This is a genomic window from Variovorax nitratireducens (genome assembly GCF_051216545.1).
GTDB lineage: Bacteria > Pseudomonadota > Gammaproteobacteria > Burkholderiales > Burkholderiaceae_C > Variovorax.
Window position 1 is genome coordinate 572,221 of record NZ_JBPJZO010000003.1, and the last position, 24,414, is coordinate 596,634.

A 24,414-nucleotide genomic window follows, 5' to 3' on the forward strand; every position below is an offset into this window, starting at 1 on the left:
AAACAGGATCTACTGTGGAACGATGCGCCGGCTTGTGACCAACGCAAGGTGGGGGCCCGATCATGTGGGCTATTGCATGGCGCCGATCTTGGCGTTTTCCTGCGTTGCGGCAGCGGCTTTCAGTGGCATGCCCTGCTCGATCAGGCTTGCATGCATGGCGGCGCCGAGGGGCAGGATCTCGTCGTTGAAGTCGTAGCGGCTGTTGTGCAGAAAGGCGCCGTCCCGCACGTCCTGGCCGATGCGCAGGTAGGCGCCGGGTTTCTTTTGCAGCATGAAGGAGAAGTCTTCCGCGCCCATGCTGGGCTCCATGTTGCGCTCGACGTTGCGCGCGCCCACCAGGCCCTGCGCCACGTCGCCCGCGAACAGCGCCTCGGTCGGCGTGTTGATGGTGGCCGGGTAGATACGCTCGAAACGCACCGTGGCACTGGCACCAAAACCCATGGCCACCGCGCTGCAAAGCTCGGTCAGGCGTTGCTCGACCTGGGCCTGCACCTTGGCGCTGAAGGTGCGCACTGTGCCGACCAGCGTGGCCTTGCCCGGCACCACGCTCATCGCACCCAGATCACCGGCCTGCACCGCACAGACGCTGATCACCGCCGCATCGATCGGCCGCACGTTGCGCGAGACGATGCTTTGCACCGCCGTGATGATGTGTGCCGCGACCAGCACCGGATCGACGGTCTGGTATGCGTGGGCGCCATGACCGCCCTTGCCGGTGACCTCGATCGTGATGCGGTCGGCCGCCGCCATCATCGCGCCGCTGTTCAGGCCGATGGTGCCGGCCGGCATGCCGGGCCAGTTGTGCATCGCAAAGACCGATTGCACCGGAAAGCGGTCGAACAGGCCGTCTTCGATCATCACGCGGGCGCCGGCGAAACCCTCTTCGCCGGGCTGGAAGATCAGGACGGCCGTGCCGTCGAAATTACGTGTTTCGGCCAGGTAGCGCGCTGCGCCGACCAGCATCGAGACGTGCCCGTCATGGCCGCAGCCGTGCATCAACCCGTTTTTGGCGGAGCGCCAGGCAAAGCTGTTGTCCTCGCACATCTGCAGCGCGTCCATGTCGGCGCGCAGGCCGATCAAGCGGCCGCTGGCGGTCGACCTGCCGCGGATGACGCCCACCAGGCCGGTCTTGCCGATTCCGGTGTGGATCTCGTCCACCCCGCAGGCACGCAGCGCCTCCTGCACCCGCGCCGCGGTGTAGACCTCTTCGAAACCCAGTTCCGGATGTGCATGCAGATCGCGGCGGAACGCGGTGATCTCCGGATGAAAGCGCGCGATGTGCGCAAAGGCCCGGCCCGCAACCTGCCAGCGTGGCAACCCCATCAATGTCCTCCCGTGGTGGAAACGCGCAGCCGTGGATCGACGGCGAAATACAGCAAGTCGACGACCAGGTTGATGGTCACGAAGATCAGCGCAATCAGGCACAGGTAGGCCGCCATCACGGGGATGTCGGCATAGGTCACGGCCTGGATGAACAGCAGGCCCATGCCGGGCCACTGGAACACGGTCTCGGTAATGATTGCAAAGGCGATCAGCGAGCCCAATTGCAGGCCCGTGATGGTGATCACAGGCACCATCGTGTTGCGCAATGCGTGACCGAAGTGGATCGCCCGATCCGACAGGCCGCGCGCGCGGGCGAACTTGATGTAGTCGGTGCGCAGCACTTCGAGCATCTCGGCGCGCACCAGCCGCATGATCAGCGTGAGCTGGAAGACGGCGAGCGTGACGGTCGGCAGCACCAGATGGCTCCAGCCATCGCGGGTGAACAGGCCGGTGCTCCACCAGCCGAGATTGACTACCTCGCCACGACCAAAGCTCGGCAGCCAACCGAGCCAGACCGAGAACACCAGGATCAGCAGAATGCCGATCAGGAAGGTCGGCAACGACACGCCCAGCAGCGACAGCGCCATCACGGCCTGGCTGCCGACCGTGCCGCGGCGCAGCGCCGCATAGACACCCATCGGCAAGCCCACCAGCAGCGCCAGCAGCGCCGCCATGACGGAGAGCTCCAGCGTGGCCGGCAGGCGCTCACCGATCAGGCGCGACACCTTCGCGCCCTGCCGCAAGCTCAAGCCGAACTCGCCCTGTGCCGCATTCAGCAGGAAGTGCCAGAACTGCACGAAGAAGGGCTGGTCGAGCCCCAAGTCGGCTCGCAGTTGCCGGATCTGATCGGGTTTGGCGTCCTGCCCCAGCAGGAAGACCACAGGGTCTCCCACGTACTGGAACAAGAGGAAGGCAATGAAAGCCACCACGACCATCACGATCACGGCTTGAAGAAGGCGGCGCAGTACGAAAACGAGCATCGGATGTAGGTGGTGACCTTAGCAGAGCAATGTATGTGCCCAATGCAGGATTGCCCCAATAAAAAAAGCCACCCGACTTGCGTCGAGTGGCTTTTCGAGTCTTTCAACATCAGCTGGCGTCAGCCAGCGTCAGATCAGAAAGCGTGACGGATACCGAAGTCGTAGCCGGTCGCGTTGCGGGCTTGGTAGCCAGCAGCGTTGGGCACACCGTAAGCGAAGGTGTTCGTGAACGCCGGCGTGCCGCCGGTGGTCAGAGCCAAGCCATTCTTGTTCGAGGTACGAGCAACCGTGGCGTACAGCGCGGTGCGCTTCGACAGGTTGTGCACGTAGCCAATGGCGAACTTGTTGGCCTTCGCATCAGGCGAGTCCGTTTGGAAGAAGCCAGCGCTGGTAGCGGTGTTGTCGAACTTGACCTTCACCCACGAGTACGAAGCGCGGATCAAGCCAGCACCGACCGGCACGGTCACGCCGAGCAGGTAGCCGTTGCCCTTGAAGTCAGAAACCGCACCGAACACCGGCTGGGTTTCGAAGTCGTTCTTGTTCCTCGTTTGCGAGATTTCGCTGAAGAGCTTGACGACGCCGAAGTCATACGAAGCGCCCAGGTTGGCGATCTTCACGTTCGACGTGATGCCGGGGTAGAACTGGTCACCCACGGTGCTTTGGCCAACGGCAAAAGCGACGTCGAGCGGGCCGTTGGCGTAGCCGAAGCGAGCTGCAACATTACGGCCGGTGCGGCTGTTGTTGGCAACTGCAGGCGTCGTGAGACCCGGATCGTACTTGACCTTTTCGTGGAAGGCGTATTGCAGTTGACCGTAGAAGCCACCCAGGTTCGGCGGCAGGAAGTAGCCGATGCTGTTGCTGGCGCGAACGTAGTTGGCGTTGGTGCTGGCATTGCCCGGGCCAAAGATCGCGGCGCCGTTCATGTTGGAGATCAGGTTGGTGCCAACGCCGTTGGTGCCGAACGGATCGAACACGGTGTCGTTCCAGAAGGTCGGGTTGTAGTCACGGCCGAGGCGGACTTCACCGAAACCACCCGACAGGCTCACGGTCGAACGACGCGCGAAGCTGAAGGTCGTGCTGGTCGAACCGTCGTCGTTGCTCAGGGGAGCTTCGAGCCAGAAGCTGGCAGCCAGGCCACCACCGAGGTCTTCCGTACCACGGAAGCCGAGGCGGCTCGAGTTGTAACCCGAGTTGGCCAACACGGTTGCGCTTTGCTTGCGGTTGCTGTAGTCAACGCCAGCGACCGGCACGAAGAACGGGTTGGTGTTGACGTAACGGCTGCTGGTTTCGTAATGGCTGATCGACGCGTCGACCACACCGAACAACGTGACCGACGACTGGGCCGAGGCAACACCAGCGACAGCCAGGGCAGCCAAAGCAACTAGGGATTTTTTCATTGCAAGTTTCTCCAAGGTTAAACATAGGGCTCCGGTGCAGAGGGCTCACCGTGACTGGCACTTTTTTGTGCTCCCACCGGACCCCGGGCCAACCTCCTTTTGGGAAGTTGTTGCTATTGCACCAGAGCCGCTGCGTCAGGGCAAAGCAATTCAGCCGAAATATGGGAAGGGTTCCGCGTTTCGTTGCAGCGGTGCAACAAAGCTTTGCGCCCATCCGCGACTTCACGATGCGAAATGAAAAAACCTCCCCGTCGCCCGCTCTCGGGATGCGTTCAAATCGCGCCATGACCCGTTCGCTCGACCCCCTATTGAATGTCGCAGACGCAGTACTGCGCACCTTGTTCGCCCGGCCTCACGCCACCCGTGCGGCGCCGCAGCCGGCGCTGCCGCCTGGCCCGCTGACCGACGTCGAGCGCCGTGAAGCCGGCGCACTGATGCGCGTCAACCATGTCGGAGAGATCTGCGCGCAGGCGCTTTACACGGCTCAGGCGGCCGTGACGCGCGACCCGGCGCTGCGCGAGCAGTTCGTCAAGGCGGCCCATGAAGAAACCGACCACCTCGCCTGGACACGCCAGCGGCTCGACGATCTGGGCGCCCGGCCATCGCTCCTGAATCCGCTCTGGTACGCCGGTGCTTTCGGCCTGGGCGTGGTGGCTGGACGACTTGGAGATGCGCTGAGCCTCGGCTTCGTGGCAGAAACCGAACGGCAGGTCGAAGCCCATCTTGATGGGCACCTGGAGCGCCTCCCTCCATCCGATACCGCCTCCCGCGCGGTCGTGACGCAAATGAAAGAGGACGAAGCCCGGCATGCAGCGCAAGCCTGGAGCGCGGGCGCGCGCGAACTCCCCGCACCCGCACGGGCCGCGATGCGCTTGGCTTCACGTGTCATGACGACAGTGGCGCACCGGATCTGAGCGGCGAGCGAACTCAGGTGTCGATCAGCTCGAAGCTGGTCGTGATCTCCGCCATCTTGCCCAGCATGATGGTGGCCGAGCAGTAGGTGTCGTGGCTCAGCGCAATCGCGCGCTCGACAGCGCTCGCGGGAATGCCCTTGCCGGCCACCGTGAAATGCATGTGGATCTTCGTGAAAACCTTGGGATCCTTTTCGGCGCGCTCGCTGGTGAGCTTGACGCTGCAGCGCTCGACCTTGTGGCGGCCGCGCTTGAGGATCAGCACCACGTCATAGGCGGTACAGCCGCCGGTGCCGGCCAGCACGGCTTCCATCGGCCGCGGTGCCTGGTTGCGCCCCCCGTTTTCCGGCTTGGCCGCGTCCGGCGCGCCGTCCATCGCCAGCACATGGCCACTGCCGGTCTCGGCCACGAACCCCATCGGGGACTGGGTACCGGCGGCGCCGGTCCAACTCACTGTGCATTCCATCGAACTACTGACTCCGAGAGAGGTTGGTCGCGGACAAATTTCACGCGGCCATCGGTTTGTGTGGGAAAAGCGTCACTGCTTGTTGCATCGCAGCAAACTGTCGATATACTTTATTTCATCGCACGGCAAATTGCCGTGCACCGGTTGTCTCCTCCACCCTTCCAATTGGTGGATTTAGCCCCGAGTCGCAAGACTCGGGGCTTTTTTATGCCCGGAATCTGCAGCCCGCCACGGCCCTATGATCGCGGCCCTATGCCCAGCCCGCTCACCCCCGCCGACTACCTCAAGAAAATCCTAACCGCCCGCGTTTACGACGTGGCGGTCGAGTCGGCGCTCGAGCCGGCCAAGGCCTTGAGCATTCGGCTCGGCAATACCGTGCTGCTCAAGCGCGAGGATCAACAGGCCGTGTTCAGCTTCAAGCTGCGCGGCGCCTACAACAAGATGGCGCACTTGAGCGCCGAGCAGTTGGCCAGCGGCGTGATCTGCGCCTCGGCCGGCAACCATGCGCAAGGCGTCGCACTCAGCGCGCGCACGCTCGGCACGCGCGCCGTGATCGTGATGCCGGTGACGACACCGCAACTCAAGATCGACGCGGTGCGCGCGCTCGGTGGCGAAGTGGCGCTGCACGGCGAGAGCTATTCCGACGCCTACGGCCACGCGCTCGAACTGCAGGCCGCGCAGGGCCTGACCTTCGTGCACCCATTCGATGATCCCGATGTGATCGCCGGCCAGGGCACGATCGCGATGGAAATTCTGCGCCAGCACCAGGGCCGGCTCGACGCGGTGTTCGTCGCGATCGGTGGTGGCGGGCTGATCTCGGGCGTCGCCAACTACATCAAGGCCGTGCGGCCCGAGATCAAGGTGATCGGCGTCCAGATGAATGACTCCGACGCGATGATGCAATCGGTCGCCGCGCACCAGCGCGTCACGCTGCCCGATGTGGGCCTCTTCTCCGACGGCACTGCGGTCAAGCTGGTCGGCGAGGAAACCTTCCGCATCGCGCGCGAGTTGGTGGACGAGTTCATCACCGTCGACACTGACGCGGTCTGTGCCGGCATCAAGGATATCTTTGTCGACACGCGCAGCATCGTCGAGCCGGCCGGTGCGCTCGCGGTGGCGGCGATCAAGCAATACGTCGAGCAGCACGGCACGCGCGGTGAGACCTATGCGGCGATCCTCTGCGGCGCCAACATGAACTTCGACCGGCTGCGCTTCGTGGCCGAGCGGGCCGAGGTCGGCGAGGAACGCGAGGCGCTGTTCGCCGTGACCATTCCCGAAGAGCGCGGCAGCTTCCGCCGCTTCTGCGAACTGGTCGGCGAATTGCCCGGTGCGTCGCGCAACGTGACCGAGTTCAACTACCGCATCAGCGACACGGCCGAGGCGCATGTGTTCGTCGGACTCACGACCAGCACGCGCGGCGAGTCGACCACCATTGCCGAGACCTTTGTCGCGCACGGCTTCGGCGCGCTCGACCTCACCCACGACGAACTGGCCAAGGAACACATCCGCCACATGGTCGGCGGCCGTACCGGTCTGGCGGACAACGAGCGGCTATTGCGCTTCGTGTTTCCTGAGCGGCCAGGTGCGTTGCTGAAATTCTTGAACCTGATGCGGCCGAACTGGAACATCAGCCTGTTCCACTACCGCAACCAGGGCGCCGACTACGGCCGCATCCTGGTCGGTGTGCAGGTGCCGACAGCCGACCACGCGGCATTCGACAGCTTCCTGCAGACGCTCGGCTACCCGTTCGTCGAGGAAACCGGCAACCCTGTCTACCAGCTGTTTCTGAAGGCCTGAAAAGAATCAGGGCGCCGGCGGCGTGCCCGGCATCGCCATCGGGCGGGCGGGCAATTGCAGCGTGAAGGCAGCCGGCCCCTGCGCGTTGCCGCCGAGCGTTGCGGCGCGCGCGCCCACCGACTGCAGCACATGGCTGTCGCCGAGTTTGGCGCCGACACGGAACGGCCGCGCCGGCTTGCCATCGACCGCAATCAGCGCAGCACCCTGCCCGTCGGTGTCGGCGATCACGCCCAACAGCACAAACCGGCTGGCCGCATCGGGTGTTGCCGCCACTACTGCTGCCGAATCGACCGCGCCAAGCAAATGCCCCACTGCCGCCGGATCGACTGCGGCCGGCGCACTGGCCACGGCAGGGGGCGCCACCGCATCGGCCGGCGCGGCAAGCCGCAATCCCCAGAACACGATGCTCGCAGCGGCCAGCGCCCACAAGACCATCGTCGCAACGGGCGCGGGCCAGCGGGCAGCAGCGAAAGGAACAGTGTGTGCAGACATGTAGGCGGATTATCATTCAGCGCCACCTGTTCCCAAGCCCATTCACCATGACACCTTTGCACCGCACGCCGCGCACGCCCCTGCAACGCGGCTTTACGCTGATCGAGCTCATGGTGGTGCTGGTCATCATCGGCGTGCTGGCCGCGCTGATCGTGCCCAACGTGATCGGCCGCGCCGACGACGCGCGCGCCACCGCCGCCCGCACCGACGTCAACAACCTGATGCAGGCACTGAAGCTCTACCGCCTCGACAACCAGCGCTACCCGACCGCCGACCAGGGGCTGCAGGCGCTGCTCGCACGGCCCACCGCCGGCCCGGCCGCGCCGAACTGGAAGCCCTACGTCGAGAAACTGCCCAGCGACCCCTGGGGCAAGCCCTACCAGTACCTGAACCCTGGCATCAAGGGCGAGATCGATGTGTTCTCGCTCGGCGCCGACGGCCAGCCGGGCGGCGAAGGCAACAATGCCGACATCGGCAGCTGGCAGTAAGCCTTGCTATCAAATCGATAGCTTCAAGCGCCCGACTGGTGGGCGCCGTCGGCTTTTTTCGCTTGGATTTTCCCGCGGTTTCACGCTGCTCGAACTGATCGTGGTGATCGCCATCATGGCGCTGGCCACGGCCGGCGTCGGTTTTGCAATGCGCGACAGCGGCGAGGCCGCGCTCGAGCGCGAGGCTGATCGGCTCGCGGTGTTGCTCGACGCTGCCCGCGCCCAGTCGCGCGCCAGCGGCGCCACGGTGCGCTGGCGCGTGACGCCTGAAGGTTTCGTCTTCGATGGCTTGCCGGTCAACAGCCTGCCCACCGGCTGGCTCAATGCCGGCGTCAGCGCGCAGCCGTTCATGGCGGATGGCCGCGCCGGCAACGTGCTGGTGCTCGGGCCCGATCCGATCATCGCGGCGCAGCAGGTGGTACTGACGATCGAAGGGCCGCCAGTGCGCAGCCTGCGCCTCGCGACCGACGGGCTGCGCCCGTTCTCCGTGGTGGCGCCATGAAGCGCTTTCGGGCCCGCGGCTTCACGCTGATCGAAGTGCTGGTCGCGCTTGGCATCGTCGCGATCGCACTCATGGCCGGCACCCAGGCCACGGGTGCCCTGACGCGCAACGCACAGCGCCAGTCGGACGTGATGCTGGCCCAGCTTTGCGCCGAGAACGAACTGGTCAAGGCCCGGCTCGCGCGCGTGATGCCGGAAGTCGGCGACAGCAGCCTGGTCTGCACCCAGGCCGGCATCAGCTTCGACGTACTCGTGTCGACCACAGCCACGCTGAACCCGAACTTCCGTCGCGTGGACGTGCAGGTGCGCGATGCCGACGCCGCGCCGGTGCTGCGTGTGTCGACCGTGGTGGGGCGGTACTGAGCATGAAGCGGCTGCGTGGCTTCACGCTGATCGAAGTCATGGTCGCGATCGCCGTGATGGCACTGCTTGCCATCATGAGCTGGCGCGGGCTCGACGGCATGGCGCGTGCCCAGGAACGGAACAAGGCGCGCGGCGAAGCGGTGCTCGCGCTGCAGACCACGCTCGCGCAATGGAGCGCCGATCTCGACGCGATGGTGGTGCTGCCGACGACCCGTGCGCTCGACTGGGACGGCCGCCTGCTGCGCATCACCAGGCGCGGCAGCGACGACCTGCGGCCGGTCGTCTACGTGGTGGCCTGGACGTTGCGCAGCGATGCCAACGGCACCTACTGGAGCCGATGGCAATCGGCCCCGCTGACCGCCCGCAACGAATGGCAGCTGGCCTGGAACCGTGCCGCATCCGGGGCGCAGGACAGCGCGACCAGCAACAACGCGCAGGGGGCCGAGGTGGCACTGATGCCGCTCGAAAGCTGGCAGCTCTCCTACTTCCGCAACAACGCATGGGGCCCGGCCGTCGGCGCCGAGGCGCTCGACACCTCCAGCACCTTGCCCGACGGCGTGCGCCTGGTGTTGACGCTACCGCCCGGCCCCGCGCTGGCCGGGCTGCTGACGCGCGACTGGGTGCGCCCCACGGCCGGAGCCCCGAAGACATGACGCCGCGCCGCCCCCCTTCGCTGGCACGCCAGACCGGCGCCGCGCTGCTGATGGCGATGCTGACGGTGACGCTGGTCGCCACCTTTGCCGCCGCCGCGCTATGGCAGCAGTGGCGCGCCGTCGAGGTCGAGTCGGCCGAGCGCGCACGGGTGCAGTCGGCCTGGGTGCTGGTCGGCGCACTCGACTGGGCCCGGCTGATCCTGCGCGAGGACGGCCGGACGGCCGGCGCTGATTACCTCGCCGAACCCTGGGCCGTGCCGCTGGAGGAAGCGCGGCTGTCGAGCTTTCTCTCGGCCGAGAAGAACGTCGCCAGCGACTCGCTCGAAGGATTGCCGGATGCTTTCCTGTCCGGTCGCATCGTCGACGCGCAGTCCAAGCTCAACGTCCTCGGCCTGATCGTGGGTAACAAGCCGGTGCCCGCGGCGGTCGCGACCTTCGCCAAGCTGTTCGATCTGCTCGGCCTGCCCGCCGGAGAACTGAGCCTGCTGACCCTCGGCGTGCAGCGCGCCACCGCTGGCATCGCGCCTGCCACGCCGGCCGCGACCACCGGCGCAGCGGCTGCCAGCGTAGCGGCTGCCGGCGCAGCGCCCACGCCCACTGCGACGGCCAGCGACAGCAGCGACACGTCGTCCACCGGCGCACCCCTGATGCCACAGCATGTCGCGCAGCTGGTGTGGTTCGGGCTTTCACCGCAAACCGTGGCCGCACTGGAGCCCTACGTAACCGTACTGCCGGTACGCACGTCGCTCAACATCAACACCGCCAGTGCCGAAGCCATCTTCGCCAGCGTACCGGCGCTCGACCTGGCCAGCGCCAAGCGGCTCGTGGCGCAGCGTACGCGCAACCCTTTCCGCAGCCTGACCGACACCAGCAGCGTGGTGCGCGACCAGGCCGGGGCGTTCGATTCACAGCGCCACAGCGTCAGCACCAACTATTTCGAGGTGCTGGGCCGGTTGCGGCTCGACAAGACGTGGGTGGAGGAACATTCTTTGCTCCGACGCGACGGGATCACCGTGACCACCGTCTGGCGCGAACGTGGCGCCGGCGCGACGCTGCCCGCACCGAACCCCTAAGTCGAACGTTCTCCTTCATGTTTATCAGGTAAAACCACTTTAAAAGCCCGTCCTGCTTGCGCAAGGTGCTATCAAATCTGGAGCGAAGTACACAAGTGCGCTCCTACAATGGTTACCCTTTTTCACATAGTCCTCCATGCCCGCACTGATCGTCCGCCCGCCACTTTCACCGGCCCATGCCGGTGTCGAGCACGGCTGGGCGCTGGTGGCGGATGACGGTCGCACCCTGTTGTCCCATGGCAGCGCGCCGCTGGCGTTGCTGCCGGCCGGCGACGAAGTGACGGTGCTGGTGCCGGGCGCCGCACTGTCGTGGCACACGGTGACCTTGCCGCAAGGCAACCTCGGCGGCGCGGCGCGCTTGCGCTTGGTGCTCGACGGGCTGCTCGAGGAACGCCTGCTCGACGAACCCGAGGCGCTTCACTTTGCGCTCGAACCCGGCGCCAAGCCGGGCGCGACTGTGTGGGTGGCGGCCAGCCAGCGCATCGCGCTGCGCGCAGCGGTACAGGCGCTCGAAGCCGCCGGGCGGCGCGTGACCCGCATCGTTCCCGAGTTCGCGCCGCAACCCGATGGCGCACCGGCACTGCTGTTTGCCACCGGGGAGCCAGAGGCGGCGCAACTCACGATCTGCGATGCCAGCGGCGTGGCGACGCTGCCGCTCAATGCGGCCGGCCTGGCGCTGGCCGGCTCCGCGCCACTCGACACCGCCGTGGCGAGTGCCGAGCCGGCCGTCGCCGCCATGGCCGAGGCCCTGCTCGGGCAGCGCCTGCCGATTGCGCAGGCCCCCGAACGCTGGTTGCAGGCAGCCCGCGCGCCGTGGGATCTGGCCCAGTTCGACCTGGCCAGCAGTGGCCGCGCGCGCGCTGGCAAGAAGTTCAGCGCGCTGCTGCAAACGCTGCGCCATGCGCCGCAATGGCGCGCCGCCCGCTGGGGCGCCGTGGCGCTGGTGCTGGCGCAACTGATCGGGCTCAACGCCTGGGCCTGGAAAGAGCGCAATGCGCTCGATGCCAAGCGCGGCAGCATCAACGCCATGCTGACCCAGACCTTCCCGTCCGTGAAGCTGGTGGTGGACGCGCCGGTGCAGATGGCGCGCGAGGTGGCGGTGCTGCAACAGGCCACCGGCGGCGTGGCCGCGCTCGACCTCGAGCCGATGCTGGTTGCGCTGGCCGCAAGCCTGCCGCAGGGACGGGTACCGAACGCGCTCGACTACAGCGCCGGCCAGTTGCGGCTGCGCGGGCTCAATCTGTCGGCCGATGAACTCACCGGCCTCTCGAACACGCTGGCGCCGCGCGGCTACAGCGCACGCAGCGAAGGCGACCTGCTGCTGGTGCAGGCGGAGGCCACACGATGAACTCCCGCGAAATGCTTCAGGCGCGCTGGGCCGAGTTGGCACCGCGCGAGCGCCAGATGGTCGCACTGGCCGGGGCGCTGGTGGCGTTGGCGCTGCTGTGGTGGGTCGCCCTGGCGCCGGCCTTGCGCACCTTGTCTGCGGCGCGCGAAGAACATGCCAGGCTCGACGCACAGTTGCAGCAGATGAGCACGCTGCAGGCGCAGGCCAAGGCGCTGCAGGCCCAGCCGCGCGCCAACCGCGACGAGTCGATGCGCGCACTCGAAAGCTCGGTGCGCCAGGGGCTCGGCCCCAATGCACAGTTCGCGCGTGCCGGCGACGGCGCCAACGTGGCGATGCGCGGTGCGCCAGCCGACGGGCTCGCGCAATGGCTGGCACAAGCACGCAGCAATGCGCGCGCCTTGCCACGCGAGGCGCATCTGACGCGCTCCCAGGCCGCGCCTCCCGCAGCCAACCCCAAGGCCGCCGACGAGCCGGCGCGCGTGCGCTGGGACGGCACGCTGGTCATGGCCTTGCCGGCCGCCCGCTGAAATCCGCCATGCTCGCGCGCGCCGCCCGCCCCCTCGCCTCACCTGCCACCGGCTGGCGCTGGGCCGTGCTCGGCATGCTGCTTGGGGTGCTGGCCACGCTGGCACTGTTCGCGCCGGCGCGCTGGCTGGCCCAGAGCCTGAAGGACGCGACGAGCGGCCGGCTGGTGCTGGTGAACCCGCGCGGCACCGTCTGGAACGGCAGCGCCGGCGTGGTGTTCGCCAGCGGCCAGGGCGGCGCCGAATCGATTTCGCTGCCCGGCCTGCTCGACTGGCGGCTGCGCCCGGCATGGGGCGGCGTGGCGGCTGCGCTCACCCTGCCCTGCTGCGCGCCGCAGCCACTCCGCTTCACGGCGCTGCCACACACCGATGGCCTGCAACTCGACTGGCAGGACGGCCAGTCGCGCTGGCCGGCCGCGTTGCTCAGCGGTTTCGGCGCGCCGTGGAATACGCTCAAGCCCGATGGCGTGCTCGATATCTCCACGCAGGCGTTCTCGATGCGCTGGAACGGGCCGCAGCTCGCGCTGGCCGGCCGTGCCACGCTGGCGGCCACCGACATTTCGTCCAGCCTGTCGACGCTCAAGCCGATGGGCAGCTACCGCCTCACGCTCGAAGGCGGTGCCCAACCGACCCTGCTGCTCGCCACGCGCGAAGGCAGCCTGCAACTCAGCGGCAGCGGCCGCTGGAACGGCCGTGCGCTGCGCTTCGATGGCGAAGCCAGTGCCGCCCCGGGGCGCGAAGACGCGCTTTCGAATCTTCTGAACATCATCGGACGGCGCGACGGCGCGCGTTCGCTCATTACACTGGGTTGACCATGAAGCACCTGTCTTCGCTCGGCGCTCGCACCGGCATCGTCGCACTCGCGGTGCAGGTGCTGTTCGCCACCTGCATGCCCGCCGCATTCGCGCAGCAGGAACCGGGCGCGCCCCGGCGCGGCGAGCCGATCACGCTGAACTTCACCAACGCCGAGATCGAATCGGTGGCCCGCACCATGGCGGTGGTGACCGGGCGCGACGTGGTGGTGGATCCGCGCGTCAAGGGCACCGTCACGCTGCAGACCGACCGCGCCATTGCGCCGGTCGCCGCGTTCGACCAGTTTGCCGCGGCACTGCGGCTGCAGGGCTTCGCCGTGGTGCAGACCGACGGGCTCTACAAGGTGGTGCCCGAGGCCGACGCCAAGATCCTCGCCACCAACGTGACGACCTCGACGTCCGGCACTCGCGGCGTGGGCGGCAGCCAGATCGTGACGCAGGTGTTCCGCCTCAACTACGAGTCGCCCAACAACCTGCTGCCGGTGCTGCGGCCGCTGATCGCGCCGAACAACACGATCAACGTGAACCCCGGCAACAACTCGCTGGTGATCACCGACTACGCCGACAACATGCGCCGGCTCGCCCGCATCATCGCGGCGCTCGACGTGCCGAACGCGTCGGATATCGAGGTCATTCCACTCAAGCATTCGGTGGCGACCGACCTGGTGCCGCTGGTGCAGCGGCTGATCGACGGCGGCTCGGGCACCGCCGGTGCCGCGGCGCCCGGCACCGCGGACGCGTCGTTCCGCACCACGCTGCTGGCCGAGCCGCGCAGCAATTCGCTGATTTTGCGGGCCGCCAACCCGGCGCGCGCGCAGCTGGTGCGCACGCTGGTGGAACGGCTCGATCGCCCGCCGATCGAGAGTAGCAACGGCGCGGCCGGCAACATCTACGTGATCTATCTCAAGAACGCCGACGCGGTGCGCCTCGCCGTGACGCTGCGCGCGGCGCTGGCGAGCGACGCGCGCGGCGGCACCAGTGGCGGCGGCGCCGCCGGCGCGGCGGCGCTCAGTGCCGGCACCCAGCCGGTGGCCAACGTCCAGGCGGGCGGCGCGCAGGGCAGTTCGCCGGCCAACGCGCCGCTCAACAACGCCAACCAGCCGTCGACCGGTGGCCAGATCCAGGCCGATCCGGCCACCAATTCACTGATCATCACGGCCTCGGAGCCGCAATACCGGCAGATCCGCGCCGTCGTCGACCGGCTCGACGGCCGCCGCGCGCAAGTGATGATCGAAAGCCTGATCGTCGAGGTCAACGCCACCAAGGCGGCCGAGTTCGGCGTGCAGTGGCAAAGCGCGCTCGGCAAGAGCGGCGACCGCAACGTCGGCGTGATCGGCACCAATTCGAGCCTGGGCGGGCAGAACATCATCGACCTTGCCGTCGGCCTTGCCACCAGCAACACGGCGACGCGGCCCTCGACCGGCCTCAACTTCGGCATCGGGCACCGCATCAATGGCCAGTACGTGCTGGGCTTCCTCGCGCGCTTTCTGGCCAGCAACGGCGAGGGCAATGTGCTGTCCACGCCCAACCTGCTGACACTCGACAACGAAGAGGCCAAGATCGTGATCGGCCAGAACGTGCCGTTCGTGACCGGCCAGTACGCCAGCACCAGCGGCAACACCTCGACCATCAACCCGTTCACCACGGTCGAGCGCAAGGACGTCGGCCTGACGATGCGCGTGAAGCCGCAGATCAACGAGAACGGCACGATCAAGCTGGCGATCTTCCAGGAGGTCTCCAACGTCGACGCCGCCACCCGCAACGACCTGAACGGCCCGACCACCAACAAGCGCAGCATCGAGTCGAACGTGCTGGTCGAAGACGGCAGCGTCGTGCTGCTCGGCGGCCTGCTGCAGGACGACTATTCGTCCAGCACCGAGAAGATCCCGCTGGCCGGCGACATCCCGATCCTCGGCAACCTGTTCAAGAGCGAGACGCGCAGCCGCAACAAGACCAACCTGATGGTCTTCATCCGGCCGGTGGTGATGCGCGACGGCGTGAGCACCGATGCGTTCTCTGCCGACCGCTACGACATGATCCGCCAGCTGCAGCAGGGCACCCAGCCGCAGAGCACGTTGCCGCTGAACTCGGTGCGGGAATCGGCCGTGCTGGCGCCGCTGCCGGAACCCACGCCGACGCCGGGCGTGCCGTCTGATCGCCGCATCGAAGGCACGCGCCTGGTGCCGCCGCCGCTGATGCCGATGAACAACTCCCGCCTCGGCACCGGCCCGCTCAAGGGTGCACTGCCACCCACGGCCGACCCGACCAGCGCGCGCGAGCTGCCGTGATGCGCTACCCGCTGCCCTACGCATTCGCGCGCAGCCAGCAATTGCTGCTGGAGCAGGCCGACGACGGCAGCGCCACGCTGTGGATGCCGCAAAACCCGCCGCGCAGTGCGCTCGGCGAGGTGGTGCGCAAGTACGCGGTGACGTCGTTCGAGCCGCTCACCGCACCGGTGCTTGCGCAGCGCATCAGCGCGGCCTACGCACAGGGCGAATCGAGTGCGGCCTCGGTGGTGAGCGAGGTGCAGAGCGACGCCGACCTCACGCGCATGATGCAGGAACTGCCGGCGGTGGAAGACCTGCTGGAAAACGCCGGTGATGCGCCCATCATCCGCATGCTGAACGCGCTGTTGACGCAGGCGGCGCGCGACGGCGCCAGCGACATCCACATCGAGCCGTACGAGCGAACGTCATCGGTGCGTTTTCGCATCGACGGCACGCTGCGCGAAGTGGTGCAGCCAAACCGGGCGCTGCATGCGGCGCTGATCTCGCGCCTGAAGATCATGGCCGACCTCGACATCGCCGAGAAGCGCCTGCCGCAGGACGGCCGCATCAGCCTGCGCATCGGCACGCGCGCGGTCGACGTGCGTGTGTCGACCCTGCCGAGCGCGCACGGCGAGCGCGCCGTGCTGCGGCTGCTCGACAAGACAGAATCCAAGCTCACGCTCGAAGCGGTCGGCATGCAGGGCGACACGCTGTCGCGCTTCGAGCAGTTGATCAGCCAGCCGCACGGCATCATCCTCGTGACCGGGCCGACCGGGTCGGGCAAGACCACCACGCTCTATGCGGCGCTGGGCCGGCTCGATGCCAGCCGCAGCAACATCATGACGGTGGAAGACCCGATCGAGTACGAGCTGGCGGGCGTCGGGCAAACCCAGGTCAACGCCAAGATCGAGCTGACCTTCGCCAAGGCGCTGCGCGCGATCCTGCGGCAGGATCCGGACGTGATCATGATCGGCGAGATCCGTGATTTCGAGACCGCGCAGATTGCGATCCAGGCCTCGCTCACGGGCCATCTGGTACTGGCAACGCTGCACACCAACGACTCGGTGAGCGCCGTGACGCGGCTGACCGACATGGGTGTCGAGCCTTTCCTGCTGAGTTCTTCGCTGCTCGGCGTGCTGGCGCAGCGGCTGGTGCGCAAGGTCTGCACGGTGTGCCAGGGGACGGGTTGCGAAGCCTGCGGCCAGACCGGCTACCAGGGCCGCACCGGCATCTTCGAACTGCTGGTGGCCGACGACGCGGTGCAATCGCTGATCCACAGCCGCGCCCCCGAAAGCCAGCTGTTCGTGGCGGCCGAACGCGGCGGCCTGCGCTCGATGCGCGAAGACGGCGAGCGGCTGGTGGAAACCGGCATCACCTCACGCGCCGAACTGCTGCGCGTGACCCGAGACTAGCCTCAGTCCATCACCACAAGATTGCGCGTCTGCGGGTCGGTCGTCACTTCGCTGACCCGGCCCGATCTGTCGAACTGCACCTGGAACTCGCTGAAGCTGCCGAGCCACATGCGCCAGGTCGGCGCGTCGAGGTTCGGGTTCTCGCTGCTGATCGGATAGCCGACCGCCATCGCCACCTGCTCGCGCGTCATGCCCTTGGTGATGCGCGCCGACTTGATGGCATCGCGGATCTTCGGTGGAAATTTTGCGATCTTGGCCGCGGGATCCTCGGTCACCACCCAGCGTTTCGCGAAATTGCCCAGATCGAGATCGCGGCTGTAGTCGTTGCCGATGGCCTGCTTGGCGCCGTTGATTTCCACCTGCACGCGGCTGCGGCCATAACCCGTCACGCGGGTCGGCGTACCGACCGGAATCACGCGCTTACCGCTTTCGGCGTAGTTGCTGTCGCTGATCCAGCTGTCGTCGGAGCGCACATTGCAACAAAGATAGCCGTCGTAGGTGGGCTGGGCCGCCGTGGGGAGCGAAAACGCGCCCAGCAGCGCGGCGCCGGCAATGGAATGAAGCAACGACATGGCAGCGTCTCCTCAATGGTCGATTGCGAAACACAAGTCGGCGAAGAACGGTGCCAAACGCCGACAATGCAGGCTCGCGCATTTTGCCGACAACTACCATGCCCGCCTATTCCTTTGAAGCCATAGACCAACAGGGCCAGACCCGCAAAGGCGTGCTGGAGGCCGACACGGCACGTGCCGCGCGCGGGCTGCTGCGCGCGCAGGCGCTGATTCCGCTGGAGGTCGCCTCGGTCGGCGGCCAGAACACGGGCACGCCCGATCGCGGCGACTGGCGGCGCTGGTTCGGCGGCGGACGGGTGTTCAACGCTACCGGACTCGCCGTCTGGACGCGCCAGATTGCCGGGCTCGTCTCGTCCGGCCTCACGCTTGAGCGCGCGCTCACCGCGCTGACCGAAGAAGCCGAAACCGAAGCCGAGCGCAACCTGATCGCATCGCTGCGCGCCGAAGTGAACGCCGGCTCGCAGTTCGGCCGCGCGCTGGCACGGCACCCGCGCGAGTTCACGCCGATCTACACCGCCGTGATCAGCGCCGGCGAGCAGACCGGCAACCTCGGCCTGGTGCTCGAACGGCTGGCCGACGACCTCGAGCAGCGCCAGGCGCTGCAGCAAAAACTGGTGGGCGCAGCGCTCTACCCGGCCATCGTGACGCTGGTGGCCATCGCCATCGTGATCTTTCTGGTGACCTACGTCGTACCGCAGGTCGCCAACGTGTTCGCCGGCACCAAGCGTGCGCTGCCGTTTCTCACCTCGGCCATGCTGGCGATCAGCGCGTTCGTGCGCGACTACGGCTGGGTGCTCCTGGTTGCCTTCGTGCTGTTTGTCGTGGGCGCCCGGATGGCGCTCGCCAACGCCTCGTTCCGCCTGAAATTCGATGCCGCCTGGCTGAAGCTGCCACTGGTCGGCAAGCTGGCCCGTGGCTACAACGCGGCACGTTTCGCCAGTACGCTGGCGATGCTGGCGACCGCCGGCGTGCCGATCCTGCGTGCGCTGCAGGCCGCGGCCGAAACGCTGGGCAACCACGCGATGCGCGCCGACGCGCTCGACGCGCTGGTACTGGTGCGCGAAGGCGCGCCGCTGGCCTCGGCGCTCTCGCAGAAAAAGCGCTTTCCCGGGCTGGTCTCGATGTTCGCGCGACTCGGCGAGCAGACCGGCCAGTTGCCGCTGATGCTGCAGCGCGCCGCCAACCAGCTCGGCGCCGAAGTCCAGCGCCGCGCGATGCACCTGGCGACCATCCTCGAACCGCTGCTGATCGTTGCCATGGGCGGGGTGGTGATGCTGATCGTGCTGGCGGTCTTGATGCCGATCATCCAGCTCAACCAGTTCGTCAAATGAAGCTCAGGGTGCACGCATGCCAGTGACGCTGGGCGACAAGCTCGTCGTCGCGATCTCCTCGCGCGCCCTGTTCAACCTCGAGGAAGAAAACCGCCTGTTCGAATCGGGCGACCCCGAGGGCTACATGCGGCTGCAGTTCGAGCGGCTCGATGTGCCGGCGCAGCCGGGCATCGCCTACTCGCTGGTGCAGAAGTTGTTGCGCTTCAACGAGGACGGCACGGAGCGGGTCGAGGTCGTGATCCTGTCGCGCAACGATCCGGTGTCGGGCATGCGCGTGTTCCGCTCCGGCGGCGCGGCCGGCATCAAGCTGCAGCGCGGCGTGTTCACGCAGGGGCGCCCGCCGTATGGCTATTTGCGGCCACTGGGTGCGCACCTGTTCCTCTCGGTCAATGCCGAAGACGTGCGCGAGGCGCTGAATGCGGGCTTTCCGGCGGCGCGCGTGCTGGTCGAGTCGGTCAAGGCCAGCGACGCGTACCCGAACGAGGTGCGCATCGCCTTCGACGGCGACGCCGTGCTCTTCAGCGACGAGGCCGAGCGCGTGTTCCAGGCCGAGGGGCTCGACGCCTTCCAGTTGCACGAGTCGAGCAAGGCCGCGCTACCGTTGCCGGGCGGGCCGTTCAAGCCGCTGCTGGCCGCGCTGCACCGGCTGCAGCAGGCCGGCAATGCCAAGATGCGCATCCGCACCGCGCTGGTCACGGCGCGCAGCGCGCCGGCCCACGAGCGCGCGATCCGCACGCTGATGAACTGGAACATCCGGGTCGACGAAGCGATGTTCCTCGGCGGCCTGCCCAAAGGCGAGTTCTTGCGCGAGTTCGAGCCCGATTTCTTCTTCGACGACCAGACCGGCCACGTCGACGCGGCGGCACGCCATGTGCCTTCTGGCCACGTATCCAGCGGCGTCAGCAACCCGCGCTGAAAAAGCACCGAAAATACGCGGTTCCCGCATTTTTCCCCTCATTGCGCCGTGGCTCGCCCGGCCCACTTGTCCATGTCCACCATCCTCCAGCACATCCCCACCGGCCAGAAGGTCGGCATCGCGTTCTCCGGCGGCCTCGACACCAGCGCCGCGCTGCTCTGGATGAAGCAAAAGGGCGCCCTGCCCTACGCCTACACCGCCAACCTCGGCCAGCCCGACGAGCCCGACTACGAAGAGATCCCGCGCAAGGCCACGCAGTACGGCGCCGAAGCGGCCCGCCTGATCGACTGCCGCACACAACTGGTCAATGAAGGCATCGCCGCGTTGCAGTCTGGCGCCTTCCACATCTCCACCGCCGGCATCACCTACTTCAACACCACGCCGATCGGCCGCGCGGTCACCGGCACCATGCTGGTCGCGGCGATGAAGGACGACGACGTCAACATCTGGGGCGACGGCAGCACCTACAAGGGCAACGACATCGAGCGCTTCTACCGCTACGGCCTGCTCACCAACCCGGCGCTCAAGATCTACAAGCCCTGGCTCGACCAGCTCTTCATCGACGAACTCGGCGGCCGCGCCGAAATGTCGGCGTTCATGACGCAGCACGGCTTCGGCTACAAGATGTCGGCCGAAAAGGCCTACTCGACCGACTCCAACATGCTCGGCGCCACGCACGAGGCCAAGGACCTGGAACACCTGTCGAGCGGCATGAAGATCGTCCAGCCGATCATGGGCGTGGCGTTCTGGAAAGACGACGTGGTCGTCAAGACCGAAGAAGTCTCAGTGCGCTTCGAGGAAGGCATGCCGGTCGCGCTGAACGGCAAGACCTTTGCCAATCCGGTCGAACTGCTGATGGAAGCCAACCGCATCGGCGGCCGCCACGGCCTGGGCATGAGCGACCAGATCGAGAACCGCATCATCGAGGCCAAGAGCCGCGGCATCTACGAGGCGCCCGGCCTCGCGCTGCTGTTCATCGCCTACGAACGCCTGGTGACCGGCATCCACAACGAAGACACCATCGAGCAGTACCGCATGAACGGCCTGAAACTCGGCCGCCTGCTGTACCAGGGCCGCTGGTTCGACCCGCAGGCGATCATGCTGCGCGAAACCGCGCAGCGCTGGGTGGCCAGTGCGATCACCGGCGAGGTGACCCTCGAGCTGCGCCGTGGCAACGACTATTCGCTGCTCAATACCGATTCGCCCAACCTCACCTACAAGCCCGAGCGGCTGAGCATGGAAAAGGTCGAGGGCGCGTTCTCGCCGCAAGACCGCATCGGCCAGCTCACGATGCGCAACCTCGACATCGTCGACACGCGCGACAAGCTCATGGCGTACGCCCGCACCGGCCTGCTGGCGCCGGGCTCGACGCCGGTGCTGCCGAAGCCGAAGGGCGACTGAGCGGCCATCCGCTTCAGCGCCGCCTAAGGGAGGGGGCGCCGCCGACGCTACGATCGGCAGATGGCCCCTTCCACTGCGCTCGCGCAAACCCAGTCCTTCCTCGCCACCCTGCGCCGCGTCTGGCGCCTCGCGGCGCCGTACTTCCGATCCGAGGAAAAGTGGAAGGCACGCGGCCTTCTGCTGTGCGTGGTGGTACTGAACCTCGGCACGGTTTACGTCACGGTGCTCATCAACGACTGGAGTCGCGTCTTCTACGACGCCCTGCAGGCCAAGAACCAGCCAGTGTTCTGGACGCAGCTGCTGCGCTTTACCTACATTGCGATGGCGGGCATTCTGGTGGCCGTGCTGAAGTTCTACCTCACGCAGTTGCTGCAGGTTCGCTGGCGGGCATGGATGACGCGCAGCTATATGGGGCGCTGGATGGCGCACCACACCTTCTACCGGCTGGAACTCGCACGCTATGCCAAGCCCGCGGTCGGTTCCGGCGCGCAGCCGGTCAATCCCGACAACCCCGACCAACGCCTCCAGGAAGACATGCATCTTTTCACCGCGAGCACGGTGTCGCTGTCGATGGGCATCCTGAACTCGGTCGTGACGCTGGTCACCTTCATCGGCATCCTGTGGTCACTGTCGGGCCCGCTCTCCTTCACGCTGGCCGGGCACGCCTTCAACATCCCTGGCTACATGGTCTGGGTGGCCGTGCTGTATTGCGTCGTCGGCACCACCATCACGCACTTCATCGGTCGCTCGCTGATCGGCCTCAATTTCCGCCAACAACGTTTCGAGGCCGACTTCCGCCATCACTTGGTGCGCGTGCGCGAGCACAGCGAAGCGATCGCACTGGATCGCGGGGAGACGGTCGAGCATGCACAGCTCGATACTCGGTTCTCGAGCGTGCTGCGCAACTACCTCGCGCTGGTTCGGCAGCAAAAGAACCTGGTGGCTTTCACCGCCTCCTTCGCCCAGCTGTCGGTGGTGTTCCCGTTCTTCCTGGCGGCGCCGCGCTTCTTCAGCGGCGCGATCCAGTTCGGTGAGCTGATGCAGATCTCGCGCACCTTCAGCACGGTGCAGGATGCGCTGTCGTGGTTCGTCGAAAACTACGACAGCGTGGCGGCCTGGCGCGCCACCGCCGACCGGCTCACGAGCTTCGACGACGCGATGCAGGCGCATGCCAAGCCAGACGGCGCGCTGGTGCGCGGGCACATGGACAACGCCCTCGCAACGAGGGATCTCGATGTGACCCTGCCGGACGGTACGCCGCTGCTGGCCGGCGCGGCGCTGGCAGTGCAGCCCGGCGACACGGTGCTGTTGCAAGGCCCTTCGGGCAGTGGCAAGTCGACCCTGTTCCGCGCTTTCGCGGGCATCTGGCCCTTCGCGCGCGGCCACGTCAACGTGCCGGGCAACGCGATGTTCATTCCGCAGCGCCCCTACGTGCCGGACGGCACCCTGCGTGATGCCCTCGCCTACCCGAACCCCGCTGCCGATTACAGCGACGAGGCGCTGAAGAAAGCGCTCGCCGACGCCCTGCTGCCCGACCTGGCCAGCCGGCTCGACGACAGCGACGCGTGGAGCCAGAAGCTTTCCGGCGGGGAACAGCAGCGCCTTGCGATCGCGCGGGTGCTGCTCAAGAAACCGGCCTGGCTGTTCGCCGACGAAGCCACCAGCGCGCTCGATGCCGAGGCCGAGAGCACCCTGTACAAACGACTGGCCGCGACCGTGCATTCCGCGGGCGGCGCCATGGTGTCGATCGCGCACCGGGCGGCCGTGGGCGACCACCACCAGCAGCGCTGGACACTCGTGCCGGAGGCCGTAGGCGCGCCGGCACGCTACCACCTGCGCACTGAAGGAGCCCCCGCATGACCATCGCGGACACGCCCGAACCGCCCTACTACGCCGTGATCTTCAGCTCGCTGCGCACCGACGGCGACAACGGCTATGGCGCAATGGCCGAGCGCATGGACACGCTCGCGGCGCAGCAGCCGGGCTACCTCGGCGTCGAGTCGGCCCGGGAAGGCCTGGGCATCACGGTGAGCTACTGGCGCGACCTCGCATCGATCCGTGCCTGGAAGGCCAACGCCGAGCATCTGGTTGCGCAACAAACCGGCCGCAGCACCTGGTACACCGACTACAAGACGCGCATCTGCAAGGTCGAGCGCGACTACGGCCTCGACGACGCGTTCGCTTCGCGCACCGAATAGCGCTCCCAGCCCCGCTGGCGCAGTTCGCAGGCCGGGCAGGTGCCGCAGCCATAGCCCCAGGCATGGCGATGCGCGCGGTCGCCGAGGTAGCAGGTGTGGGTGTCTTCCACGATCAGGTCGATCAACGGCTGGCCGCCGAGCGAATCAGCGAGCCGCCAGGTGTCGGCCTTGTCGATCCACATCAGCGGGGTCTCGATGAGCAGGCGCCGCTCCAGCCCGAGCGACAGCGCGAGCTGCATCGCCTTCATGGTGTCGTCGCGGCAGTCCGGATAGCCCGAGAAGTCGGTTTCGCAGACGCCGGTGACGATCACCTGCAGCCCGCGGCGATAGGCCAGCGCGCCGGCCAGCGTGAGGAACAGCAGGTTGCGTCCCGGCACGAAAGTGTTGGGCAACCCGTCGGCCTGCATCGCGAACGCCACCTCGTCGGTGAGCGAGGAGCCACCGAGCTGGTGCAGTGCGTCGAGCGTGAGCAGATGGTCTTCGCCCAGCCGCGGCGCCCAGGCGGGAAAGCGCTCGCGCAGGTGGGCCAGCACCACGCCGCGCATGTCGAGCTCGACGCGGTGGCGCTGGCCGTAGTCGAAACCGAGCGTCTCCACGCGTTCGTATTTGGAGAGCGCCTGGGCCAGGCAGGTGGTGGAGTCCTGCCCGCCGGAAAACAGGACAAGGGCGGTCGTGTGCATCGGAAGTTTCAGTCTGGAAAGCCGCTGTAGGCCAAGCGCGCAAGTTTCGCAGCATCCCCCGGTTCGGTCGCTACGATCCGGCGCATGACCACCCGATACCTGCTGGCTTGGGCCGCCACCTTCATTGCAATGATCGCGCTGGATCTGCTGTGGCTTGGCGTGATCGCCAAGGGGTTGTACCAGCAGGGGATGGGCAACCTGATGTCGCCGCAGCCGCGGCTCGCCGTTGCCGCGCTGTTCTACCTGATGTACCCGGTCGGGCTCGTGATCTTCGCTGTGTTGCCCGGCATGGCGGCGGACAGCCTCGGGCGTGCGGCGCTGCTGGGCGCGCTGTTCGGCCTGTTCGCGTACGGCACCTACGACCTGACCAACCTCGCCGCAGTGCGCGGCTGGCCGGTCGGCCTGTCATTGATCGACATGGCGTGGGGCACATTCGTCAGTGGCGTCGCGGCAACAGCGGGGTTCGCCGCACTGCGCTGGTTCACCTCGCGCTGACGCGCGCTGACACC

General features: G+C 67.1%; 25 protein-coding genes. 18 read left to right on the top strand and 7 right to left on the bottom strand.

The window, feature by feature from the left end:
• Positions 1–69 precede the first annotated feature (69 nt).
• From ACSFA8_RS11925 to ACSFA8_RS11935, 3 genes are all read right to left on the bottom strand, one after another.
• Complete coding sequence (locus ACSFA8_RS11925) at positions 70–1,323, bottom strand: M20 aminoacylase family protein (protein WP_435479706.1); 1,254 nt, start codon at positions 1,321–1,323, stop codon at positions 70–72.
• Entirely contained in the window at positions 1,323–2,303 is a 981-nt protein-coding gene (locus ACSFA8_RS11930) for an ABC transporter permease (RefSeq protein WP_435479707.1), read from the bottom strand. The genes ACSFA8_RS11925 and ACSFA8_RS11930 overlap by 1 nt, the downstream gene beginning before the upstream one ends.
• Before the next feature lie 134 nt (positions 2,304–2,437).
• A complete protein-coding gene (locus tag ACSFA8_RS11935) occupies positions 2,438–3,700 on the bottom strand; it encodes a porin (protein WP_435479708.1) in 1,263 nt (420 codons plus the stop codon).
• A 284-nt stretch (positions 3,701–3,984) separates the two neighbouring features.
• Between ACSFA8_RS11935 and coq7 the strand changes: the two genes are divergently transcribed.
• Positions 3,985–4,614, top strand: a complete 630-nt coding sequence (coq7, locus tag ACSFA8_RS11940) for a 2-polyprenyl-3-methyl-6-methoxy-1,4-benzoquinone monooxygenase (protein ID WP_435479709.1) — start codon at positions 3,985–3,987, stop codon at positions 4,612–4,614.
• A gap of 13 nt (positions 4,615–4,627) precedes the next feature.
• Here the strand turns inward: coq7 and ACSFA8_RS11945 are convergent, their stop codons facing one another.
• Positions 4,628–5,077: an OsmC family protein gene (locus tag ACSFA8_RS11945; RefSeq protein ID WP_435479710.1), complete on the bottom strand. Its 450-nt coding sequence runs from the start codon at positions 5,075–5,077 to the stop codon at positions 4,628–4,630.
• A 252-nt stretch (positions 5,078–5,329) separates the two neighbouring features.
• On the opposite strand from ACSFA8_RS11945, the gene ilvA reads away from it, so the two are divergent.
• The gene (ilvA, locus tag ACSFA8_RS11950; RefSeq protein WP_435479711.1) at positions 5,330–6,874 is read left to right on the top strand and encodes a threonine ammonia-lyase, biosynthetic; all 1,545 of its coding nucleotides are present in this window, start codon (positions 5,330–5,332) and stop codon (positions 6,872–6,874) included.
• Between the two features lie 6 nt (positions 6,875–6,880).
• Here ilvA and ACSFA8_RS11955 read toward each other — a convergent pair whose 3' ends face one another.
• A complete protein-coding gene (locus tag ACSFA8_RS11955; RefSeq protein ID WP_435479712.1) occupies positions 6,881–7,366 on the bottom strand; it encodes a type II secretion system protein N in 486 nt (161 codons plus the stop codon).
• A gap of 47 nt (positions 7,367–7,413) precedes the next feature.
• Here ACSFA8_RS11955 and gspG point away from each other — a divergent pair, with 47 nt between their 5' ends.
• From gspG to ACSFA8_RS12005, 10 genes are all read left to right on the top strand, one after another.
• Positions 7,414–7,854, top strand: a complete 441-nt coding sequence (gene gspG, locus ACSFA8_RS11960; protein WP_435479713.1) for a type II secretion system major pseudopilin GspG — start codon at positions 7,414–7,416, stop codon at positions 7,852–7,854.
• Complete coding sequence (locus tag ACSFA8_RS11965; RefSeq protein ID WP_435479714.1) at positions 7,829–8,356, top strand: prepilin-type N-terminal cleavage/methylation domain-containing protein; 528 nt, start codon at positions 7,829–7,831, stop codon at positions 8,354–8,356. Before gspG ends, ACSFA8_RS11965 begins: the two co-directional genes overlap by 26 nt.
• Positions 8,353–8,718 carry a type II secretion system minor pseudopilin GspI gene (gspI, locus tag ACSFA8_RS11970; protein WP_435479715.1) on the top strand — a complete coding sequence of 122 codons (366 nt, stop codon included), beginning with the start codon at positions 8,353–8,355 and terminating at the stop codon, positions 8,716–8,718. Before ACSFA8_RS11965 ends, gspI begins: the two co-directional genes overlap by 4 nt.
• Positions 8,719–8,720: 2 nt before the next feature.
• A complete protein-coding gene (locus ACSFA8_RS11975; protein WP_435479716.1) occupies positions 8,721–9,371 on the top strand; it encodes a PulJ/GspJ family protein in 651 nt (216 codons plus the stop codon).
• Positions 9,368–10,444, top strand: a complete 1,077-nt coding sequence (gene gspK, locus ACSFA8_RS11980) for a type II secretion system minor pseudopilin GspK (protein ID WP_435479717.1) — start codon at positions 9,368–9,370, stop codon at positions 10,442–10,444. Before ACSFA8_RS11975 ends, gspK begins: the two co-directional genes overlap by 4 nt.
• Before the next feature lie 136 nt (positions 10,445–10,580).
• Positions 10,581–11,792 carry a type II secretion system protein GspL gene (gene gspL, locus ACSFA8_RS11985; protein WP_435479718.1) on the top strand — a complete coding sequence of 404 codons (1,212 nt, stop codon included), beginning with the start codon at positions 10,581–10,583 and terminating at the stop codon, positions 11,790–11,792.
• Positions 11,789–12,319, top strand: coding sequence for a type II secretion system protein GspM (gene gspM / locus ACSFA8_RS11990; protein WP_435479719.1), 531 nt, complete (start codon positions 11,789–11,791; stop codon positions 12,317–12,319). The genes gspL and gspM overlap by 4 nt, the downstream gene beginning before the upstream one ends.
• An 8-nt stretch (positions 12,320–12,327) precedes the next feature.
• Complete coding sequence (gspN, locus tag ACSFA8_RS11995; protein ID WP_435479720.1) at positions 12,328–13,128, top strand: type II secretion system protein N; 801 nt, start codon at positions 12,328–12,330, stop codon at positions 13,126–13,128.
• A gap of 2 nt (positions 13,129–13,130) precedes the next feature.
• Positions 13,131–15,416, top strand: coding sequence for a type II secretion system secretin GspD (gene gspD / locus ACSFA8_RS12000; RefSeq protein ID WP_435479721.1), 2,286 nt, complete (start codon positions 13,131–13,133; stop codon positions 15,414–15,416).
• Entirely contained in the window at positions 15,416–16,807 is a 1,392-nt protein-coding gene (locus ACSFA8_RS12005; RefSeq protein ID WP_435479771.1) for a GspE/PulE family protein, read from the top strand. Before gspD ends, ACSFA8_RS12005 begins: the two co-directional genes overlap by 1 nt.
• Before the next feature lie 2 nt (positions 16,808–16,809).
• Here the strand turns inward: ACSFA8_RS12005 and ACSFA8_RS12010 are convergent, their stop codons facing one another.
• Positions 16,810–17,379: a hypothetical protein gene (locus tag ACSFA8_RS12010; RefSeq protein ID WP_435479722.1), complete on the bottom strand. Its 570-nt coding sequence runs from the start codon at positions 17,377–17,379 to the stop codon at positions 16,810–16,812.
• A gap of 98 nt (positions 17,380–17,477) precedes the next feature.
• On the opposite strand from ACSFA8_RS12010, the gene gspF reads away from it, so the two are divergent.
• The 5 genes from gspF (at position 17,478) to ACSFA8_RS12035 (ending at position 23,225) form a co-directional block, all read left to right on the top strand.
• Positions 17,478–18,710 (top strand): type II secretion system inner membrane protein GspF, encoded by a 1,233-nt coding sequence (gspF, locus tag ACSFA8_RS12015; RefSeq protein ID WP_435479723.1) that lies wholly within the window; start codon positions 17,478–17,480, stop codon positions 18,708–18,710.
• Positions 18,711–18,726: 16 nt separating this feature from the next.
• Positions 18,727–19,626, top strand: coding sequence for a 5'-nucleotidase (locus ACSFA8_RS12020; protein WP_435479724.1), 900 nt, complete (start codon positions 18,727–18,729; stop codon positions 19,624–19,626).
• Positions 19,627–19,698: 72 nt separating this feature from the next.
• The gene (argG, locus tag ACSFA8_RS12025) at positions 19,699–21,027 is read left to right on the top strand and encodes an argininosuccinate synthase (RefSeq protein ID WP_435479725.1); all 1,329 of its coding nucleotides are present in this window, start codon (positions 19,699–19,701) and stop codon (positions 21,025–21,027) included.
• A 60-nt stretch (positions 21,028–21,087) separates the two neighbouring features.
• Entirely contained in the window at positions 21,088–22,887 is a 1,800-nt protein-coding gene (locus tag ACSFA8_RS12030; RefSeq protein WP_435479726.1) for an ABC transporter ATP-binding protein/permease, read from the top strand.
• Positions 22,884–23,225 (top strand): antibiotic biosynthesis monooxygenase family protein, encoded by a 342-nt coding sequence (locus tag ACSFA8_RS12035; RefSeq protein WP_435479727.1) that lies wholly within the window; start codon positions 22,884–22,886, stop codon positions 23,223–23,225. The genes ACSFA8_RS12030 and ACSFA8_RS12035 overlap by 4 nt, the downstream gene beginning before the upstream one ends.
• Here ACSFA8_RS12035 and queC read toward each other — a convergent pair.
• The gene (queC, locus tag ACSFA8_RS12040) at positions 23,186–23,905 is read right to left on the bottom strand and encodes a 7-cyano-7-deazaguanine synthase QueC (protein WP_435479728.1); all 720 of its coding nucleotides are present in this window, start codon (positions 23,903–23,905) and stop codon (positions 23,186–23,188) included. The genes ACSFA8_RS12035 and queC overlap by 40 nt on opposite strands.
• An 84-nt stretch (positions 23,906–23,989) precedes the next feature.
• Between queC and ACSFA8_RS12045 the strand changes: the two genes are divergently transcribed.
• Positions 23,990–24,400: a DUF2177 family protein gene (locus ACSFA8_RS12045; RefSeq protein WP_435479729.1), complete on the top strand. Its 411-nt coding sequence runs from the start codon at positions 23,990–23,992 to the stop codon at positions 24,398–24,400.
• Positions 24,401–24,414: the final 14 nt, after the last annotated feature.

Excerpts from the sequence above, each read along its gene's own strand:
- ACSFA8_RS11925 (WP_435479706.1), bottom strand. The coding sequence starts at position 1,323 with ATGGGGTTGCCACGCTGGCAGGTTGCGGGCCGGGCCTTTGCGCACATC.
- ACSFA8_RS11930 (WP_435479707.1), bottom strand. The coding sequence starts at position 2,303 with ATGCTCGTTTTCGTACTGCGCCGCCTTCTTCAAGCCGTGATCGTGATG.
- ACSFA8_RS11935 (WP_435479708.1), bottom strand. The coding sequence starts at position 3,700 with ATGAAAAAATCCCTAGTTGCTTTGGCTGCCCTGGCTGTCGCTGGTGTT.
- coq7 (WP_435479709.1), top strand. The coding sequence starts at position 3,985 with ATGACCCGTTCGCTCGACCCCCTATTGAATGTCGCAGACGCAGTACTG.
- ACSFA8_RS11945 (WP_435479710.1), bottom strand. The coding sequence starts at position 5,077 with ATGGAATGCACAGTGAGTTGGACCGGCGCCGCCGGTACCCAGTCCCCG.
- ilvA (WP_435479711.1), top strand. The coding sequence starts at position 5,330 with ATGCCCAGCCCGCTCACCCCCGCCGACTACCTCAAGAAAATCCTAACC.
- ACSFA8_RS11955 (WP_435479712.1), bottom strand. The coding sequence starts at position 7,366 with ATGTCTGCACACACTGTTCCTTTCGCTGCTGCCCGCTGGCCCGCGCCC.
- gspG (WP_435479713.1), top strand. The coding sequence starts at position 7,414 with ATGACACCTTTGCACCGCACGCCGCGCACGCCCCTGCAACGCGGCTTT.
- ACSFA8_RS11965 (WP_435479714.1), top strand. The coding sequence starts at position 7,829 with ATGCCGACATCGGCAGCTGGCAGTAAGCCTTGCTATCAAATCGATAGC.
- gspI (WP_435479715.1), top strand. The coding sequence starts at position 8,353 with ATGAAGCGCTTTCGGGCCCGCGGCTTCACGCTGATCGAAGTGCTGGTC.
- ACSFA8_RS11975 (WP_435479716.1), top strand. The coding sequence starts at position 8,721 with ATGAAGCGGCTGCGTGGCTTCACGCTGATCGAAGTCATGGTCGCGATC.
- gspK (WP_435479717.1), top strand. The coding sequence starts at position 9,368 with ATGACGCCGCGCCGCCCCCCTTCGCTGGCACGCCAGACCGGCGCCGCG.
- gspL (WP_435479718.1), top strand. The coding sequence starts at position 10,581 with ATGCCCGCACTGATCGTCCGCCCGCCACTTTCACCGGCCCATGCCGGT.
- gspM (WP_435479719.1), top strand. The coding sequence starts at position 11,789 with ATGAACTCCCGCGAAATGCTTCAGGCGCGCTGGGCCGAGTTGGCACCG.
- gspN (WP_435479720.1), top strand. The coding sequence starts at position 12,328 with ATGCTCGCGCGCGCCGCCCGCCCCCTCGCCTCACCTGCCACCGGCTGG.
- gspD (WP_435479721.1), top strand. The coding sequence starts at position 13,131 with ATGAAGCACCTGTCTTCGCTCGGCGCTCGCACCGGCATCGTCGCACTC.
- ACSFA8_RS12005 (WP_435479771.1), top strand. The coding sequence starts at position 15,416 with ATGCGCTACCCGCTGCCCTACGCATTCGCGCGCAGCCAGCAATTGCTG.
- ACSFA8_RS12010 (WP_435479722.1), bottom strand. The coding sequence starts at position 17,379 with ATGTCGTTGCTTCATTCCATTGCCGGCGCCGCGCTGCTGGGCGCGTTT.
- gspF (WP_435479723.1), top strand. The coding sequence starts at position 17,478 with ATGCCCGCCTATTCCTTTGAAGCCATAGACCAACAGGGCCAGACCCGC.
- ACSFA8_RS12020 (WP_435479724.1), top strand. The coding sequence starts at position 18,727 with ATGCCAGTGACGCTGGGCGACAAGCTCGTCGTCGCGATCTCCTCGCGC.
- argG (WP_435479725.1), top strand. The coding sequence starts at position 19,699 with ATGTCCACCATCCTCCAGCACATCCCCACCGGCCAGAAGGTCGGCATC.
- ACSFA8_RS12030 (WP_435479726.1), top strand. The coding sequence starts at position 21,088 with ATGGCCCCTTCCACTGCGCTCGCGCAAACCCAGTCCTTCCTCGCCACC.
- ACSFA8_RS12035 (WP_435479727.1), top strand. The coding sequence starts at position 22,884 with ATGACCATCGCGGACACGCCCGAACCGCCCTACTACGCCGTGATCTTC.
- queC (WP_435479728.1), bottom strand. The coding sequence starts at position 23,905 with ATGCACACGACCGCCCTTGTCCTGTTTTCCGGCGGGCAGGACTCCACC.
- ACSFA8_RS12045 (WP_435479729.1), top strand. The coding sequence starts at position 23,990 with ATGACCACCCGATACCTGCTGGCTTGGGCCGCCACCTTCATTGCAATG.